This window comes from Ascidiaceihabitans donghaensis (genome assembly GCF_900302465.1).
Classification (GTDB): domain Bacteria; phylum Pseudomonadota; class Alphaproteobacteria; order Rhodobacterales; family Rhodobacteraceae; genus Ascidiaceihabitans; species Ascidiaceihabitans donghaensis.
Window position 1 is genome coordinate 3,665,375 of the sequence record NZ_OMOR01000001.1, and the last position, 17,332, is coordinate 3,682,706.

Genomic DNA, 17,332 nt, shown 5'->3' on the forward strand with positions numbered 1-17,332 from the left:
TGGGACGACCCACATGGCCACTTACACACCCGCAGACATCGAAGCCCGTTGGCAAACCGCCTGGGACAAAGCTGGCATTTTCACCGCCAAGCGCGACGAAACCAAGCCCAAGTATTACGTGCTGGAAATGTTCCCCTACCCCTCGGGTCGCATCCACATGGGCCACGTGCGCAATTATACAATGGGCGACGTGATCGCGCGGTATAAGATGTCCACAGGTCACAACGTGTTGCACCCCATGGGCTGGGACGCTTTCGGGATGCCCGCCGAAAACGCCGCCATGGCCATTGGCGGCCACCCCAAAGACTGGACATACGGCAACATCAAAGACATGCGCGGGCAAATGAAACCGCTGGGCCTGTCCATCGACTGGTCCCGCGAATTTGCCACATGTGACCCCGAATACTACGGCCAACAGCAGGCCCTGTTCCTTGATTTCCTCGAGGCAGGCCTGATTCACCGCAAGAACGCCCAAGTGAATTGGGACCCTGTCGACATGACTGTTCTGGCCAACGAACAAGTTATCGACGGCAAGGGCTGGCGATCGGGTGCCGAGGTCGAAAAGCGCGACCTCACACAGTGGTTTTTCAAAATCTCTGATTATGCAGGTGAGCTGAACGAAGCCTTGCAAGGTCTTGAAAACTGGCCGGCCAAAGTCCGTTTGATGCAGGAAAACTGGATCGGCGAATCGCGCGGGTTGCAATTTGCCTTTTCGACCATCGATGCTCCGGACGGCTTTGACCGGGTCGAAGTCTACACGACACGCCCAGACACACTGATGGGCGCGTCCTTTGTGGGCATATCGCCGGACCACCCGCTGGCCAAACAGCTTGAAAAAGACAACGCCGACCTCGCGGCCTTCAACGCTGAATGTCGCAAGGGTGGCACCACCGCCGCTGAAATCGAAACCGCCGAGAAAATGGGTTTCGATACAGGCCTGCGCGTGCGCCATCCCTTTGATACCGATTGGGAATTGCCCGTCTATGTCGCCAACTTTATCCTGATGGATTACGGCACCGGCGCGATCTTTGGCTGTCCCGCGCATGATCAACGCGATATTGAATTTGCACGGAAGTACGAGTTGCCAGTGCTTCCAGTGTTTGGGATTCCTGAAGCTGCTCGTGACCACGATCTTCCTGATGAGCTATTCGAAGACTCCAGTTGGTATGAAAAAGAAATTCGTAGTCCGTCGGAAAGCCATCCGCCATCATATGAGCTTTATGAACGCATAGTTGGAACCGCATTTACACCAGCGAAAACAGAAGAGGTGCTGTACCTTCGAGGATTCGCTGGGGAAGAATTGCAAACAGGCGAAGAGGCGATCGCAGCCGCCATTGATTTCTGCGAGGCCAAAGGCGTGGGCCAAGGCGTCACCAAATACCGCCTGCGCGATTGGGGCCTGTCGCGCCAACGCTATTGGGGCGCGCCGATTCCTGTGGTGCATTGCGATGCTTGCGGCGTCGTGCCGGAAAAGAAAGAAAACCTGCCGGTCGAACTGCCTTATGACGTGGAATTCGACACGCCGGGCAACCCGCTTGACCGCCACCCCACATGGCGCGACGTGTCGTGTCCGTCTTGCGGTGCGCCTGCCAAGCGCGAAACCGACACGATGGACACATTTGTCGATTCGTCGTGGTATTTCGCCCGTTTCACGTCGCCACGCGCCGACACACCAACCGTGGCAGAGGACGCCGCCTATTGGATGAACGTCGATCAATATATCGGCGGGATTGAGCACGCGATCTTGCACCTGCTCTATTCCCGCTTCTTCGCGCGTGCGATGCAGATCACGGGACACCTGCCGCAAAGCGCGATTGAACCCTTCGACGCGCTGTTCACCCAAGGCATGGTGACACACGAGATATACGAGACACGCGACGACAAAGATCGTCCCGTTTATCACCTGCCCGAAGACGTCACAGACGGCAAACTGGCCGACGGCACCGAGGTGAAAATCACCCCCTCCGCCAAAATGTCCAAATCCAAGAAGAACGTGGTCGACCCGCTTGGCATTATCGCAAGCTATGGCGCCGACACCGCGCGTTGGTTCGTTTTGTCCGATTCGCCCCCAGAACGGGACGTTGAATGGACAGCATCGGGGGCGGAAGCCGCCTACAAACATCTCAACCGCGTCTGGAACATCTGCGACCGGATCGGCGCGATGGACAAGGATGCGGCAGGGAAAGGCGACGAAGATCTGCTGAAAACCATGCACAAAACCATCCACGATGTGACGATGGGCGTCGAAAGCTTCGGGTTTAATGCGGCCATCGCGAAACTTTACGCGTTCACCGCAGCCTTGCAAAAGTCCAAAGCCAGCCACGCGGCACAACGCGAAGCGGTCATGACGTTGGCGCAACTGATGGCCCCCATGACGCCGCATCTTGCGGAAGACATCTGGGCACATCAAGGTGGTGAAGGGCTGGTCACAACCGCCCCATGGCCCAAAGCCGACGAAAAAATGTTGGTCGATGACACCGTGACCCTGCCGATCCAAGTGAACGGCAAACGGCGCGGCGAAATCGAAGTGCCCGCAGACATGCCCAAAGACGAGGTTGAAAAGATCGCCTTGGCCAGCCAAGCTGTGCAAAAGGCCTTAGACGGTGGACAGCCCAAAAAGGTGATCGTTGTGCCGGGACGGATTGTGAATGTGGTCGTTTAAAACAGCGCAGATATTGCTTGTCGCAGCTTTGCCATTGGCGTCTTGCGGGTTCACGCCCGTGTATGGGCCGGACGGGGTCGGTACTCAGTTACAAAACCGGGTGCTGGTCGATGAACCCCTGACGCGCAACGGCTATCTGATCACCCGGCAACTGGAAACGCGGTTGGGGCGCACAAATGACGCGGCTTTTGCCCTATCCGTGACAGTCAAAACGCAAGAAGTGTCGCTGGCCATTGACGCCGATGGCGTGATTGAACGCTACAACCTGATCGGGACGGCAGATTATACGTTGATCAACAAAAGCACGGGCGCGATTGCAGCATCCGGGCAAGTCGAAAGTTTCACAGGGTATTCTGCGACAGGCACGCCTGTGGCGGCTTTGGCTGCGGAACGGGACGCCAGTGAACGATTGATGGTGATTTTAGGCGACAAGCTTGTAGCCGAATTGCAAACACAGGCCTCCTTGTGAAGCTGAACGGCGGACAGGCAACCGGTTATTTCTCAAAGCCCGAAACCGACAAAACGGGATTGCTGATTTACGGATCAGACCCCATGCGTGTGGCTTTGAAGCGCCAAGAGGTGATCGCGGCGCTGATCGGTCCCCAAGGCGAAGAGGAAATGCGGCTGACGCGAATCCCTGCAGGCGACTTGCGCAAAGAGCCTGCCCTGTTGATGGACGCGATCAAGGCTATTGGCTTTTTCCCGGGCCCCCGCGTCGCATTTGTCGAAGACGCCAACAGCTATGTGGATGCCACAATCATTGACGCTTTGGACAACTGGCAGTCGGGGGACGCGCAAATCGTCGTGACAGCGGGGGCGCTGAAGCCAACGTCAAAGACACGCAAAGCGTTTGAAAGCCACCGCAACGCCTATGCTGTCGGCATCTACGACAACCCGCCCACGCGGCAAGAAATTGAAGCGGCCTTGCAAGCCTCTGGCCTGCAAGTGCCTCAAGGTGACGTAATGGCGGTGCTGAGTGATCTGGCGCAGGCTTTGGATCCGGGCGATTTCCGCCAAACGCTGGAAAAAATCACTCTGTATAAATGGAACGACCCCGAACCACTCAGCGCGGATGACGTGGCGGCGTGCGCCCCTACGTCGACAGAAGCAGACATCGACGACATCCTGATGGTGGTGGCCGATGCAAAAGCAGATCAGATCGGCCCGGTTTTGGCAAAGCTACAAGCGCAGGGGGTGAACGCCGTTTCACTGTGCATCGGCGCTATGCGTCATTTCCGTTCAATGCACAAAGTGGTTTGTGACACGACAGGGCGCCCCAACATCTGGGGGCCAAACAAGGACCGGATCATCGCGCAAGCCCGGCGATGGGGGCCTTTCAAGCTGGAGACGGCGCTGACTGTGCTGACAGACACCGACCTGCAACTTAGGTCCGCGGGCCAAAATGCGCCGGCCATGGCGCTGGTGGAACGCGCTTTCATCCGCTTGGCTATGTTGGGCGCGCGCTAGGCTCAGAACCCGTTAAACTTTTTCCCGAAAAGTTCCGGGGCAGATGCGCCGCACCGAGGGCAAAGCCCCAAATTGAACGACGCAAATATAGCTACACCAGAGAAGCATTTTCAAGCAGGCGGTGCAAACATCGCCATCAATTCTGCGCCTGTGAATTGTTCGGTTTTTTCCGCAAAACTGTATCCATCCGGTTTGCTATCAATGAAAACTTCGCCCTTCAGATCGATACCAGATGTATCATCCAACGCCCCCATGGCCACGTGGTAGGTGCCGCTGTGTGGGCCGGGGGATGTGATTCGATAGAACAAGCTGCTGCCACATGTGCGACAAAACCCGCGCTCAGCCCACTCTGACGATGCAAAATGCGTGATGTTTCCCGCACCTTCGATGGACATGTTGTCAGGGGCAACTTCGATGCCAAGATATACGCCGCCGGACCATTTACGGCACATGTCGCAATGACATGCCCCTGTGTCCGTAACGTCAGAGGCAATTTTAAAAGTGACAGCGCCGCATAAGCAGCTTCCGGATCGAGACATTAGCGTAACTCCTGTTTTGGATCATGGTCACGGTAAGACATATCCCACCATCTTGCCAATTTCTGACAGGATCACCCCAGAAACAAGGTTTACAACAGCCCCAGCCGCTGTGCGGCGGCTTGCCCGGCCCAACGGCCTGTCGCAAAGCATCCGGTCAAAAGGTATCCGCCCGTCGGAGCATCCCAATCAACCATTTCACCAGCACAAAAGACACCTGGCATGGACTTTAGCATCAGACCGTTATCCAAGGCGTTCCATGCAATACCGCCATGTGTGGAAATAGCTTGATCCATGGGGCGCAAGCCCGCGTGGGCCACTGGCAAATTCTTGATCAACGCCGCCAAAGCAACAGCATTCTGTGGCACTGGCCTAGACCATTCCTGCAACATCGCAATCTTGACGGAAGACAACCGCAGCGCTTTGCGCAGATGGTTTGAAAGGCTGGCCTTTCCACGCTTTTTGGACAGACGTTCTGCAATTTGCGCAGCATCCATATCAGGTATCAGGTCGACAAACAGCGACGTAGACGCATCAATGTGCCGCGCCAAAGGATACAGGCCCCCACCTTCAAGTCCATGAGCAGACACAACAGCTTCACCGCGGCTATGGGTTCCGTTTACTGTCCATTTGACAGCCTTTATTGGTGCGCCGAAGTGGCGCTGCATGTGCGTGGACCAATCAACCGAAACGCCAACATTGGATGCACCGAAGGGTATCACAGGAACATCACGATCCTTCAGCATGTTTGCCCAGGCACCGTCCGACCCCAATCGCGCCCAACTGGCCCCGCCCAGCGCCAAAATTGTGACATCAGGCTGCATAAATTGCGCCTCCTGCGGAGGGTCAAAAACAAGCGCTCCTGCGTCATCCCAGCCCTGCCACCGCGCCCGTGTGACACGCCGCACCCCAAGCGCATCCAAACGCGCGAACCACGCCCGCAACAGCGGTGATGCCTTCATCGCCTCAGGAAACACCCGCCCCGAACTGCCCGTGAAAACTGGTTGTTGCAAACGTTTGGCCCACGCCTGAATGGCCTTGGAATCAAAGTCCGCAATCATAGGTTCCAAGCGATCTGCAGCCTCGTAGAACCGTGGCAACAGCCTTTCCAAAGGCGCATCCGTTGTCAGGTTCAATCCCGACTTGCCCGCCATCAAGAATTTGCGCCCCATGGAAGGTTTCGCATCAAAAACAGTCACCTGTGCGCCGGCCTGCGCCAACACTTCGGCAGCCATTAACCCCGCAGGACCGCCGCCAATGATGCTGGCGCGCACGCTCATGTCTCGATCTTCGGCACAGCGCCTTTGAATTCTACAACACGGTGCGGGTAAGGAATTTGGATGCCGTTGTCTTTCAAAGCATTCCACACAATGAACAGTACTTGGGATTTGTATTTATGCTGCCCGTCGTCGATGCCATTGACCCAAAACTCGACCGTAAAGTCGATGCCGCTGTCGCCAAAGCCGACCAATTCGCAGTCTGCGGGATAGGGCTCATTCAACACATCGGGATGCGCCGCCACAGCGGCGTTGATGATGTCGGGCACTATGTTGATGTCTGTGTCGTAGCTGACGGAAAACGGCGCCTCATAGCGGTTGGCTGACCCTGAATCCGAATAATTCACCACCCGCGTCGTAATGAAATCTTCGTTTGGCACGACAATCCAGCGCCCATCGAAGGTTTCCAAGATCGCGGCCCGGGCTGTCATACGCACAATCGTGCCAGCTTCGCCGCCGTCCAATTCCACGTAGTCACCGACGGTGGCTTGCCCTTCCACCAACAAAATCACGCCGGAAATGAAGTTGGACGCGATCTTTTGCAGACCAAACCCAAGACCCACACCAATGGCCCCTCCAAGGACGGCCAAGGCGCTTAAGTTGATCCCCATGATGTTCATCAACAGCAGGAAGGCGACACCAAAGATAATGAACTCTACTGATTTTACAGCCAGTTGCCGAATAGATGGCCGCATTTCCTCTTGTTTGGAAATGAAGTTGGTGGACTGCTCGTTTGACCAACGGCCCAACCAGAACAACAAGGCCCCCGCGATCAACCCACGCACAAGCGCCATGACCGAAAACGAGATATTTCCCAGCTGCACGGTCATAGCCGATAATTGTGTCTGCGCCACATCCAGCATTCCCAAAGCGTACAGACCTGCGATGGGCAAAAAGACATATTTCCCGATCAGCTTCAGGAAGGAATCTGTGATGATGTCGCGCACAAGGGCCCGCACCGCCAAGAACAAAAACACACGCTTTCCGAAGGCAATCACAGCACCGCTGTCGAACAACGATCGCACAATGCTTTCACCGATTCCGGTGAACACATACGCCATCAATGGCAGTAAAAGCGGCAAAAATCCCATAACAAAGCGGCGCGGCGTCGCAAGCAAATGTGTGCTATCGCCGGGGTCCAGAACACGCACCAACAATGGCCGCAATTTTCGTGTGACCATAAGCGCTGCAAAATACGCAACCACCAGTAAACCGAACTGGGACCAGGCCGCCGGACTAAGCAACCACGACGCCGCCAATTCCCACCCTGCTTCGATGTATCCTGCCACTTGCACGACGATTTCAGGTTGCCCCGACAGATCAATCCCAAACATGGTGCACCTTTTGTTATCCTACGGAAGTGTTCGATCTGTCATGCAGAAGACGCAGCTTTAGCGCAAGTTAAAGCTCGCAGCGCTTGAGACGTGCCAGCACAGACGCGGAGGTTTCTGTACCGCGTGCTTTGGCCAGAACAAGGGCCATCTTTGGGCCAAGCGCTGTGACAGACATTCCCAACAAATCACACCCAGCGTACCCCCATGCCCGAACCATTGACTTTGGCGAGGCAACAGCGGCCATCACAAGGGTTTCCGTATATCCAACGCCACCGACGGGTATCCCAAGACGCGGCAACATTTGCAAAACATGCAGCTGTGCGGGCCAAGTGGTCGCACGGGACCCCGCACGGATCACTCCAATTGGATCAACGACGCCATGCCCCTGTTCCAATGCGTGTTTGATCAACCACGTGGCCCCGTCTGCCCGTTCCGGGTTCTGCGCAATACGGATCAAATCCAGCATGTAAGTGGCACGGCTGCAAAACGTCCCGTGCACCGCCAAAATAGCGTCACGCGACTTGCAGTCCCATGCGGCTATGGCGTCCTCAAGGGTCATGCCCCCTGACACATGTCTTTGATCCCCTTCGCAATTTCGGGTTTGGCCGCAACCGTATCCGCGCACAGGGCTTGGGCCGCTTCCAGCACATCACCATCTATGATCCGGTCGATCAGGCCAAAGGACAAAGCTTCGGGCGCTTCGATTTTTTGCCCACCCATCAAGATCAGCTTGGTGCGTGCAGGCCCGATCAACGCCGCCATGCGCTTGGGATCAGAAGGTTGCGGCAGAAAGCCCAGCTTCATCACGGGATAGAAAAACTTGGCCCCCGGCACGGCGATCCGCATATCACAGGCCAAGGCCATCCCCATCGCACCGCCCGCCAACGTGCCGTTCAACGCGGCAATCGTCAGGCCAGGCAAACGTGCAATCGCCCCTGACAAGCGTTCCCATACATCCGAAACAGCCAGCCCCGCCCGCGCTTCATCCAGATCGGCGCCGGCGCTGAACACGCGCCCTTCACCCGTCAGAACAAAGGCCTGCGCGTCTTGGGCGCTTTCGGCGATTTCAGCCAGTTCGGTCAACATCGCAAGGGTCAATGAATTGGCTTTTTCAGGGCGGTTGATCTTAACGATCCAAATGCCACCATCTTTTTGAAGCTCGATCATGCCAAGCCCACCGCGTCCCGAATGGCATCATCGCGCAACGATATTTCCTGTCCGCAATATGCGTCAGCTTGTGTGCTGCACATCCATAGCAACGCTTTAGCTGGCCAATCTGCCGGAATGTGATCTTCCCATGCCAATTGGCTGACTGGATTGATTCCCGATGCTTTGATTTCGCGCTGCATTTGCGTGGCGACAGTGCCCGGGGACAGCCCGATCGCACGAATACCTTCCGCACCGTTTTCCTTGTCCACGCATTGCGTCAGCATCGCAACCGCCGCTTTGGATGCGCAATAATGGCTCCAGGCTTCAACCGGACCATGGGCTGCACCCGAACTGATGGTCAAAATGCTGCCACCACCGGCCTTTTGCATCACAGGCAAAGCCGCCCGCATGCCGTTGAACACACCTTTCAGATTGATATCGATGACATGGGACCATGCATCTGGATCGGCATTGGCCAGATGGGCCACCGGTTCAATGACGCCCGCATTATTGATCAACACGTCCAAACCACCAAAGGCTGCGATCGTGGCATTCACAGCCGCTTCGACTTCCCAGTAGCGCGATACGTCGCATGGAATGGCGATGGCCTGCGCCCCGATTTCACCCGCGACTTCGCCAATGGCATCTGCACTGCGCGCCAACAGGGCCACATTGGCCCCGGCGCCTGCGAACACACGCGCAGCTTCTGCCCCGATGCCACGGCTTGCGCCGGTGATCATCACTGTTTTTCCTGTCATATCCATAACGGGTCTTTCCTTTGTCATGCTTAAGCGCATTGGTAATGGGCGACACTCCGCGCGTCCAGAGCACCGGCTTTCAAGGTGGGTAATTCCCCCCCTTGACCATGCTGCTGCAGTGCGAAACCATGGTGCATCCCAGTTTTACAGGAATTTGCCCCATGCCTCTTTCTTCCTCACGTTTTTGCACGCTGTCTTGCACAACAGCTGTTGCACTTTTTCTTGGTGCCCCTGCCGCTTTTGCTGATCTGACAGGTGCAGATGTTTGGGCCGATTGGCGCGGGTACATGGAAGGGTTCGGTTATGGCCTGACCGCCGATGAAGCGGTGTCCGGCAATACGCTGACGGTTTCCAATGTGGTTATGTCTTTGCCTCTGGAGGGTCAGGCAGGCACTTTTGTCTACACCATTCCAACGCTTGATTTTGTCACCAACGCCGATGGAACCGTGAATGTTGTGATGGCTCCGCAATCCGACATGACGATGCAAACCAAAACCGAAACCGGCGAAACTGTTGATATCGCGGCGTCCTACGACACAGCAAACTTCCAAATGGTCGCGTCGGGCAATCCGTCTGCACTGACGTATACATACAGCGCCGATACAATGGACATCACCCTAGATAGGGTCGCCATGAACGGCACGGCCTTGCCTGCCGACGCCGCGCGCTTTGTGATGTCCGTGGCCGATATAAAAGGCACCACCGACATCACGGTTGCAGACAAACGCACCTACGACCAAACCATGACATCCGGCGCGGTGACCTATGACGCCGCCTTTGTAGATCCTGAAGGTCAAGGCCGCTTTGCGCTAAAAGGCGGGACCCAAGGCATGACATTTGGCGGCGTGGGCGATTTGCCAACCGACGGCCAGACAACGGATGTCGGCGCCTTGCTGGCTGCGGGATTTGATTTTTCTGGCACCTTCGGATTTCTGGCAGGCAACATGAACCTGAACTTCGACGGGCCAGATGGCGCAGGCACGGCCAGCACCTCTTCCCAAGGCGGGAACATTGGCGTTGCGATGGGCCAAGAAGGTCTGCGCTATGACGTGACCCAGAACGGGCTGGATGTGAATATGCTGATGCCTGACGTGCCTTTGCCCATCAGCTTCAAAATGCAGCAATCCAAGTTCAATTTGACGATGCCCGTGCAAAAATCGGACGAAGAACAAGATTTCGCCTTTGGGTTCAAAATGGGCGATTTCACCATGTCTGATATGATCTGGGGCATCTTTGATCCGACAGGCCAATTGCCACGCGATCCAGCCACCATTGCCATCGACTTGACGGGCAAAGCGAAGGTGCTTTTCGATTTTCTTGACCCAGCGCAAGCTGCCGCCTTGGAAAGCAGCGGCGCGGTGCCGGGTGAGCTGAATGCCCTTACCTTGCAAAACCTTGTGGTCGATGCCGTAGGTGCACGGTTGTCAGGCAAAGGTGACTTTGTATTCGACAACACCGATTTGGTAAGCTTTGGCGGCATTCCGAAACCCGAAGGCGCGGTTGATCTGGAACTTGTGGGCGGCAACGGGCTGATCGACAAACTGGTCGCCATGGGCCTTTTGCCTGAACAGCAGGCTATGGGCGCACGCATGATGATGGGTCTGTTCGCGGTTCCAGGCGAAGGGGACGACACGTTGAATTCCAAAATCGAATTCAACGACCAAGGTCACATTCTGGCCAACGGTCAACGCATCCAGTAACCCATCTCTAAAATCATCCAAGGCCGCGCTTCATGGTGCGGCCTTTTGCGTTTACACGGCGCGCCACATCGCTTTTGCACCCGCGACCCTTGCAGCCTGCCCCCTGCACCGTTACCTCACCTACAACTCTAATGCGGAGACTGCGATGCCAATGCCCCTGAACGTGCTGACCCAAGCCTTGTTAAAGGCTGCTAAAACTGCCGGCGCGGACGCAGCCGACGCTATGGCGGTGCAAGGCACATCCGTTTCCATCGACGTGCGGGCGGGCGCATTGGAACATGCCGAACGCAGCGAAGGTGTCGATCTGGGGTTGCGGGTTTTTGTAGGCCAGAAAGTGGCCAATGTGTCCGCTTCAGACACCTCTGACCGGACCATCGAAGAAATGGCAGTCCGTGCCGTGGCCATGGCACAAGAAGCCCCGGAAGACCCCTATGCCGGCCTTGCGGACCCCGATCAGCTGACCCAAACGCGCAACGCCGATGGTCTTGAGCTGTACGATCCAACCCCGGAGCCCACCGCCGAAACCTTGCAAGATGACGCGATGCAGGCCGAAGCCGCAGCATTGGCTGTGAAAGGCGTCACCCAAGCGCAAGGGGCCACCGCAGCCTATGGTGCGCGCGACGTCTATTTGGCCGCCTCCAATGGCTTTGAAGGTGGCTACAGCCGAACCGACCGCGCCATAAGCTGCGTGGCCATTGCAGGCTCTGGCACACAGATGGAACGCGATTATTCCGGTGACAGCCGCATCTTTCAAGGCGACTTGCGCAGCGCCCAAGACATCGGCACCGAAGCAGGCATGCGCGTGCTGGAACGCATGGATGCCCGCCAACCCAAAACCGGAACCTACCCCGTTTTATTTGACGAACGCATTTCCGCCAGTTTGATTGGTCATATGCTGGCTGCCGCGAACGGAGCCGCAGTGGCGCGTGGTGCCACATGGCTGCGCGACGCATTGGGCGAAGACCTTTTGCCCAAAGGGCTGGACGTCATTGAAGACCCGCACCGCAAGCGCGCGGGCGGTTCACGCCCCTTTGATGCCGAAGGCTTGCCCACGAAGATGCGCAAGATCATCGACAACGGCACACTGACAGGCTGGACACTGGATCTGGCCAACGCCCGCAAACTAGACATGCCGTCAACAGGCAACGCCGCACGCGGGCCGTCTTCGGGTCCGTCCCCGGCCACATGGAATGTGGCGTTGACCCAAGGGGACGCAAGCCGCGCGGACCTGATCCGCGAGATGGGCACCGGGTTGCTGGTCACGTCAATGATCGGCTCAACCATCAACCCCAACACCGGTGACTACTCACGAGGCGCAGCAGGCCTGTGGGTTGAAAACGGCGAAATCTCTTATGCAGTCAACGAATGTACCATCGCGGGTAATTTGCGCGACATGCTGCGTTCAATTGTGCCAGCCAATGATGCACGCACGCATCTTAGTCGCGTTGTGCCATCACTTTTGGTGCCGGGGATGACGCTTGCAGGATCATGATCTGGACCTGCTGATCGATGCCTGCCGGATTGCGGGGCGCATTGCGACAAGCTACGCAGGCAAAACCGCCAAACGCTGGGACAAGCCCGAAGACGCGGGCCCCGTGACCGAGGCCGATCTGGCCGTCAACGACATGTTTCATGCAGTGTTGCGTCAGGCCCGACCCGACTACGGTTGGCTTTCGGAGGAAACGGAGGATTCTAGGGCGCGGCAGGACTGTGACACGGTGTTTATCGTGGATCCTATCGATGGCACCCGCAGTTTTGCTGCAGGCGAACCGACATGGGCGCATTCCGTTGCTGTGGCACATAAAGGGCATGTGACTGCGGCCGTGGTTTATTTGCCTTTACGCGACAAATTATACGCCGCCCGCAAAGGTGGAGGGGCCACGCTGAACGGCACACACATGCGGGTGTCTTCGCAGAAAACGCTGCACAAATCGTCCGTTTTGACAACGCGACCCGCGATGAAGGACAGCAATTGGAAGAACGGCGCACCAGATGTTGATTTCAATTACCGCCCGTCATTGGCCTACCGCATGGCCTGCATCGCCGAGGGGCGATTTGATGTTATGTTTACCTTCCGGCCCACGTGGGAATGGGACATTGCGGCGGGCGAATTGATCATTGCCGAAGCCGGGGGGGCCGTCAGCGATCGTACCGGTCGCCCTTTGACGTTTAACAATCCGACGCCCCAACTGAATGGCGTTATCGCAGGCACCCCCCTGGTGCATCGCGACACGCTGGATGCATTGCACCCGGCTTGACCCGTTGGCACAATTGGGCAAACTGACACGCGCAGCCGAAAGGATCAGGCCGATGACGCACAGCGTCACATATTCATTCGCGTTCCGCTGCCAAAGCCACGCCTTATGGGCTTTGGGGTAGGACAAATATGGTCACTGGTTTGGGACTATCAGCATATCGCGCCCTATCGCGGCGCAGGGCCTCTACCCCCTACACCACTTCTGCGGTGCGCCCTTCAGGCGCTTTGGTCTGGATGCATGCCCCCGAAGAAGGCAGCGCAGACACCGCAGCGACATTGGCCCGGCGGTTGGCCGCAACGTTGCCGGATTTGACCGTCATCGTGACCGTTGCCGGGAAAACCAGACCTCTTTGCGCCGGCAAAGACCTGATCTGTGAAACCTTGCCGCAGGATCACCCCGACACGGCCCGTCAGTTCATTGATCATTGGAAACCTGATGTTGCGCTGTGGCTTTGGGGCAATCTGCAACAGTCTTTCATCGACGCCGCAGCGCATTCAGGGGCTGCATTGTTCTTGGTGAACGCAGGTCAGAACGGATTTGACGAACTTGGAAGCCGCTGGCGACGCGATGTTGCGCGCCGGATGTTTGGTTTGTTTGACAAAGTGATCGCGCGGTCTGATGCCGCAGCAACGCGATTGGCCATGTTGGGCTGTTCCGATGAGGTTTTGGAACAAACCGCCCCATTACAGACCAGCTCAATCGCATTGCCTTTTGCACAAACCGATTTTGACGAAATGGCGGATGTTTTAAAGGGGCGCCCCGTATGGCATGCCGCTGCCGTGCAGCCCGAAGAGGTTGCCGTTGTCCTGGAAGCACACCGCCATGCATCGCGTATGTCCCATCGCTTGCTGTTGGTTCTAAACCCTGCCGATCCCGCGCAGGAAAACGACTGCATCGCAATTCTGAAAGACCAGAACATGCGGTTTGCAAATTGGGACGAAGGCGCATTTCCCGATGACAACTGTCAGGTCCTTTTGGCACCATCCCAGGGCGAATTGGGTCTGTGGTATCGCTGTGCGCCGGTGTCCTTTTTGGGAAGCTCCTTAGTTGCTGGCAAAGGCGGGCTGGACCCGATGCAGGCTGCGGCCTTGGGCAGCGCCGTTTTGTATGGCCCCAACGTGCGGAACCATCTGAACGTCTACACGCGCCTTGCAACAGTCGGCGCGGCGCGCATCGTGAATGACGCCAATGCACTGGGCGTGGCTGTCACACGGTTGATGGCGCCGGATCATGCGGCAACCATGGCGTTGGCGGGATGGGACGTGGCTTCGGAAAGTGCAGCTGTCACAGACCGGATTGTAGATTTAGTCCAAGACGCGCTAGATGCACGTCAACGAAAGGGCTAGGCCATGCGCGAACCTGCATTTTGGGGTAAGGGAAACAGCTGGCAATCCATGCTGCTGGCGCCTTTGGGCAAGCTATACGCAGTAGCCACTGCACGACGTTTGGCGCAGGGCACACCGCTACAACTGGACGTTCCGGTGGTGTGTGTCGGCAACCTGAATGCAGGCGGCACCGGCAAAACCCCTACTGTAATTGCCTGCGTTGAGCGCCTGCGGGACATGTTCCACACCCCTCATGTTGTCAGCCGCGGCTATGGTGGATTGCTTGCTGGACCGGTTCGTGTCGATCCCAACCGGCACACAGCGGCTCAGGTTGGTGATGAACCTTTGTTATTGGCTGCATTCGCAGATGTTTGGGTGGCCAAGGACCGCGCTGCCGGGGCCAAAGCCGCACAGGCAGATGGCGCGACTGTCATCGTTTTGGATGATGGGTTCCAAAATCCCGCTTTGGTGCAGGATTTGGCAATTGTGGTTGTGGATGCCGAACGCGGGTTTGGAAACGGGCGTTGTATTCCGGCGGGACCACTGCGCGAACCCGTGGACACGGGACTGGCGCGGGCCGATCTGCTGCTGTCCATCGGATCAATTCAAGCGCAGCAAGACTTTGCCGCCAAATTGCCCGACACGCACCCGCCCCATGTCACTGCGTCACTGGACGCGCTGCAAACCGGAATGACCTGGACGGACACGCCGTTTTACGCCTTCGCAGGCATCGGTCATCCCGAGAAATTTTTTGAAACCCTACGCGGCCTAGGTGCGGATCTGGTGGCGACACAAGCGCTTGACGACCACCAAACGCTTTCAACGACTTTGTTGTCGCGGATGGAGGCCGAAGCCAAGGCGCAGGGCGCACAATTGGTCACGACGGAAAAAGATGCAGCACGTTTGCCGCCGTCATATCGTGGCAAGGTGATCACCCTGCCCGTTCGGTTGACCTTTGGCGACGAAGACGGGCTGCGCACGCGGCTTCAAGACTTGCCGCACCTTTAGCCACACATTCCAAACAAAACATGTCGTAGCCCGTTAGGGCTTCCTTTGGGTCACGTCAGCCGTCTTCGTTTAGCTTGGGGGCGGGACGATGCAAGGCAAGCTCCGCATCCGAAAACCGGATGGGTGTCCGTATTCCCGGGACCCCGTCCAACGCGATCTGTATCTCTCGTGCTTTGACCTGTGGATCGGCCATGACATCCGCCATGTCGTTGATTGGACCGGCAGGCACACCTTCGGCTTCGCACGCCGCCAAAAGATCATCGCGGTCGCGCAAAACTGTGGCTGCCGTCAGCAGTTTGGTCATTTCATCACGGTTGGCAATGCGGTCGGCATTCTTCAGGAATTTCCTGTCCATTACCATCCAGTCCAGCCCCAACAGCCGGCACAAACGTTGATACTGACCGTCGTTGCCGGTGGCGATAATGATATGCCCGTCCGCACAATCAAACACTTGATACGGCGTCAGGTTCATATGGGCATTGCCCATCCGTCCCGGTGCCTTGCCCGTTGTCAGGTAGTTCATGGCCTGGTTTGATGTGATCCCCACCGCCACATCCAAAAGCGCCATATCAATATGTTGCCCACGGCCGGTTTGATGGCGTTGATGCACAGCGGCCAAGATCGCCGTTGTGGCATATACTCCGGTGAAAATATCCGTAATGGCGACCCCTGATTTTTGCGGCTGGCCGTCCGGATCGCCCGTAATTGACATAAGCCCCGACATGCCTTGGATGATGAAATCATATCCTGCGCGATGGGCGTAGGGGCCGGTTTGCCCGAACCCAGTGATCGAACAGTAAATCAGTTCGGGGAAATCCGCTTTGAGGCTGTCGTAGTCCAACCCGTACTTCGCCAATCCACCAACTTTGAAGTTTTCGATCAAAATATCCGCGTCTTGCAAAAGCGCTTTGACCCGCGCCTGCCCCTCTGCGGTTTTAAAATCTGCCACGACAGACGCTTTTCCACGATTTGTGGAATGGAAGTACGCCGCAGAGACATCGTCGTCGCGCGTTACAAAAGGCGGTCCCCACTGGCGCGTATCGTCGCCAGCGGGGCTTTCTACTTTGGTGACTGTTGCCCCAAGATCCGACAGCGTTTGACCAGCCCAAGGCCCCGCCAAAACACGCGCCAATTCAACGACGCGCAGTCCTTCAAGGGGTGCTGCCATTACTCGGCCGCCTCGTCGATCAGCTTGGACATCTCCTCAAAGGACATGTTGTTGTAGGTTGTGCCGTTGATCACGAAGCTGGGTGTCGAACGAACCCCGTCTTCTTCCGCATTTTCCTGATACCACGCCACCAGTGTCCGCGCTTTGGTATCATCTTCAAGACATGCCTGCAGGGTTTCGTCGCTTAAGCCGGCCAAGCGACCAATTTTGCGCAGCTCGCCGATGATGGCTGATGGTTCACCCGCACGCGACCATGTGCTTTGCCCGGAATAGATCAAGTCTGTCAGGCCGAAGAATTTGTCGGGTCCGGCACAGCGCGCAATCATAGATGCCCACAGGCCGTAACGGTCGAAATATACTTCACGGTACACAAAGTTGATTTTGCCAGTGTCGATGTAATCGCGTTTCAAATCCTTGAAAACACCGCTGTGGAAGTTGGCGCAGTGTGGGCAGGTATAGGATGCGTATTCGATAACCGTAACGGGCGCATCTGCATTCCCCAATGACATATCCGGGATCACAGATGTATCGAGATCCGCATTTTCGTCGGCGTTGTCCGCGGCCGTTGCAACAGGTTCTACCACCGTTGAGGCGGCGACAGGGGTGTCTTGGCCCGATGGCGCCACAAAGACAAAGTATGCGCCGACGCCCACCAAGGCGGCCACGACAAGAGGAATGATACGTTTCATA

At 56.9% G+C, this 17,332-nt stretch carries 16 protein-coding genes; 8 read left to right on the top strand and 8 right to left on the bottom strand.

Annotated features, from left to right (window positions below):
- Positions 1–13 precede the first annotated feature (13 nt).
- From leuS to holA, 3 genes are read left to right on the top strand one after another with little or no spacing between them, the layout of a single operon-like run.
- The gene (leuS, locus tag ASD8599_RS18240) at positions 14–2,662 is read left to right on the top strand and encodes a leucine--tRNA ligase (protein ID WP_108829863.1); all 2,649 of its coding nucleotides are present in this window, start codon (positions 14–16) and stop codon (positions 2,660–2,662) included.
- Complete coding sequence (gene lptE, locus ASD8599_RS18245) at positions 2,649–3,131, top strand: LPS assembly lipoprotein LptE (RefSeq protein WP_108829864.1); 483 nt, start codon at positions 2,649–2,651, stop codon at positions 3,129–3,131. The genes leuS and lptE overlap by 14 nt, the downstream gene beginning before the upstream one ends.
- Positions 3,128–4,129: a DNA polymerase III subunit delta gene (gene holA / locus ASD8599_RS18250; protein WP_108829865.1), complete on the top strand. Its 1,002-nt coding sequence runs from the start codon at positions 3,128–3,130 to the stop codon at positions 4,127–4,129. The genes lptE and holA overlap by 4 nt, the downstream gene beginning before the upstream one ends.
- 110 nt (positions 4,130–4,239) lie before the next feature.
- Here holA and ASD8599_RS18255 read toward each other — a convergent pair whose 3' ends face one another.
- From ASD8599_RS18255 to ASD8599_RS18280, 6 genes are all read right to left on the bottom strand, one after another.
- Complete coding sequence (locus ASD8599_RS18255; protein WP_108829866.1) at positions 4,240–4,668, bottom strand: GFA family protein; 429 nt, start codon at positions 4,666–4,668, stop codon at positions 4,240–4,242.
- A gap of 89 nt (positions 4,669–4,757) precedes the next feature.
- On the bottom strand, positions 4,758–5,945 hold the full coding sequence (locus ASD8599_RS18260) for a TIGR03862 family flavoprotein (RefSeq protein ID WP_108829867.1): 1,188 nt from the start codon (positions 5,943–5,945) through the stop codon (positions 4,758–4,760).
- Positions 5,942–7,276: a mechanosensitive ion channel family protein gene (locus tag ASD8599_RS18265; protein WP_108829868.1), complete on the bottom strand. Its 1,335-nt coding sequence runs from the start codon at positions 7,274–7,276 to the stop codon at positions 5,942–5,944. Before ASD8599_RS18265 ends, ASD8599_RS18260 begins: the two co-directional genes overlap by 4 nt.
- Before the next feature lie 67 nt (positions 7,277–7,343).
- On the bottom strand, positions 7,344–7,835 hold the full coding sequence (locus tag ASD8599_RS18270) for a hypothetical protein (protein WP_108829869.1): 492 nt from the start codon (positions 7,833–7,835) through the stop codon (positions 7,344–7,346).
- A complete protein-coding gene (locus tag ASD8599_RS18275) occupies positions 7,832–8,443 on the bottom strand; it encodes an enoyl-CoA hydratase/isomerase family protein (RefSeq protein ID WP_108829870.1) in 612 nt (203 codons plus the stop codon). The genes ASD8599_RS18270 and ASD8599_RS18275 overlap by 4 nt, the downstream gene beginning before the upstream one ends.
- Positions 8,440–9,189 (bottom strand): SDR family oxidoreductase, encoded by a 750-nt coding sequence (locus ASD8599_RS18280; RefSeq protein ID WP_108829871.1) that lies wholly within the window; start codon positions 9,187–9,189, stop codon positions 8,440–8,442. The genes ASD8599_RS18275 and ASD8599_RS18280 overlap by 4 nt, the downstream gene beginning before the upstream one ends.
- A 155-nt stretch (positions 9,190–9,344) precedes the next feature.
- Here ASD8599_RS18280 and ASD8599_RS18285 point away from each other — a divergent pair, with 155 nt between their 5' ends.
- The 5 genes from ASD8599_RS18285 to lpxK all read left to right on the top strand — a co-directional run bounded on the left by ASD8599_RS18285 (position 9,345) and on the right by lpxK (position 15,474).
- Positions 9,345–10,883, top strand: a complete 1,539-nt coding sequence (locus ASD8599_RS18285) for a DUF2125 domain-containing protein (protein WP_181364534.1) — start codon at positions 9,345–9,347, stop codon at positions 10,881–10,883.
- 145 nt (positions 10,884–11,028) lie between these two features.
- Positions 11,029–12,375, top strand: coding sequence for a TldD/PmbA family protein (locus ASD8599_RS18290; protein ID WP_108829873.1), 1,347 nt, complete (start codon positions 11,029–11,031; stop codon positions 12,373–12,375).
- Entirely contained in the window at positions 12,362–13,141 is a 780-nt protein-coding gene (locus tag ASD8599_RS18295; protein WP_108829874.1) for an inositol monophosphatase family protein, read from the top strand. Before ASD8599_RS18290 ends, ASD8599_RS18295 begins: the two co-directional genes overlap by 14 nt.
- 128 nt (positions 13,142–13,269) lie before the next feature.
- Positions 13,270–14,487 carry a 3-deoxy-D-manno-octulosonic acid transferase gene (locus ASD8599_RS18300; protein WP_108829875.1) on the top strand — a complete coding sequence of 406 codons (1,218 nt, stop codon included), beginning with the start codon at positions 13,270–13,272 and terminating at the stop codon, positions 14,485–14,487.
- Positions 14,488–14,490: 3 nt separating this feature from the next.
- Positions 14,491–15,474: a tetraacyldisaccharide 4'-kinase gene (gene lpxK / locus ASD8599_RS18305; protein ID WP_108829876.1), complete on the top strand. Its 984-nt coding sequence runs from the start codon at positions 14,491–14,493 to the stop codon at positions 15,472–15,474.
- 55 nt (positions 15,475–15,529) lie between these two features.
- Here lpxK and ASD8599_RS18310 read toward each other — a convergent pair whose 3' ends face one another.
- Positions 15,530–16,642: a CaiB/BaiF CoA transferase family protein gene (locus tag ASD8599_RS18310; RefSeq protein ID WP_108829877.1), complete on the bottom strand. Its 1,113-nt coding sequence runs from the start codon at positions 16,640–16,642 to the stop codon at positions 15,530–15,532.
- A complete protein-coding gene (locus tag ASD8599_RS18315; protein ID WP_108829878.1) occupies positions 16,642–17,331 on the bottom strand; it encodes a thioredoxin domain-containing protein in 690 nt (229 codons plus the stop codon). Before ASD8599_RS18315 ends, ASD8599_RS18310 begins: the two co-directional genes overlap by 1 nt.
- Position 17,332 lies beyond the last annotated feature (1 nt).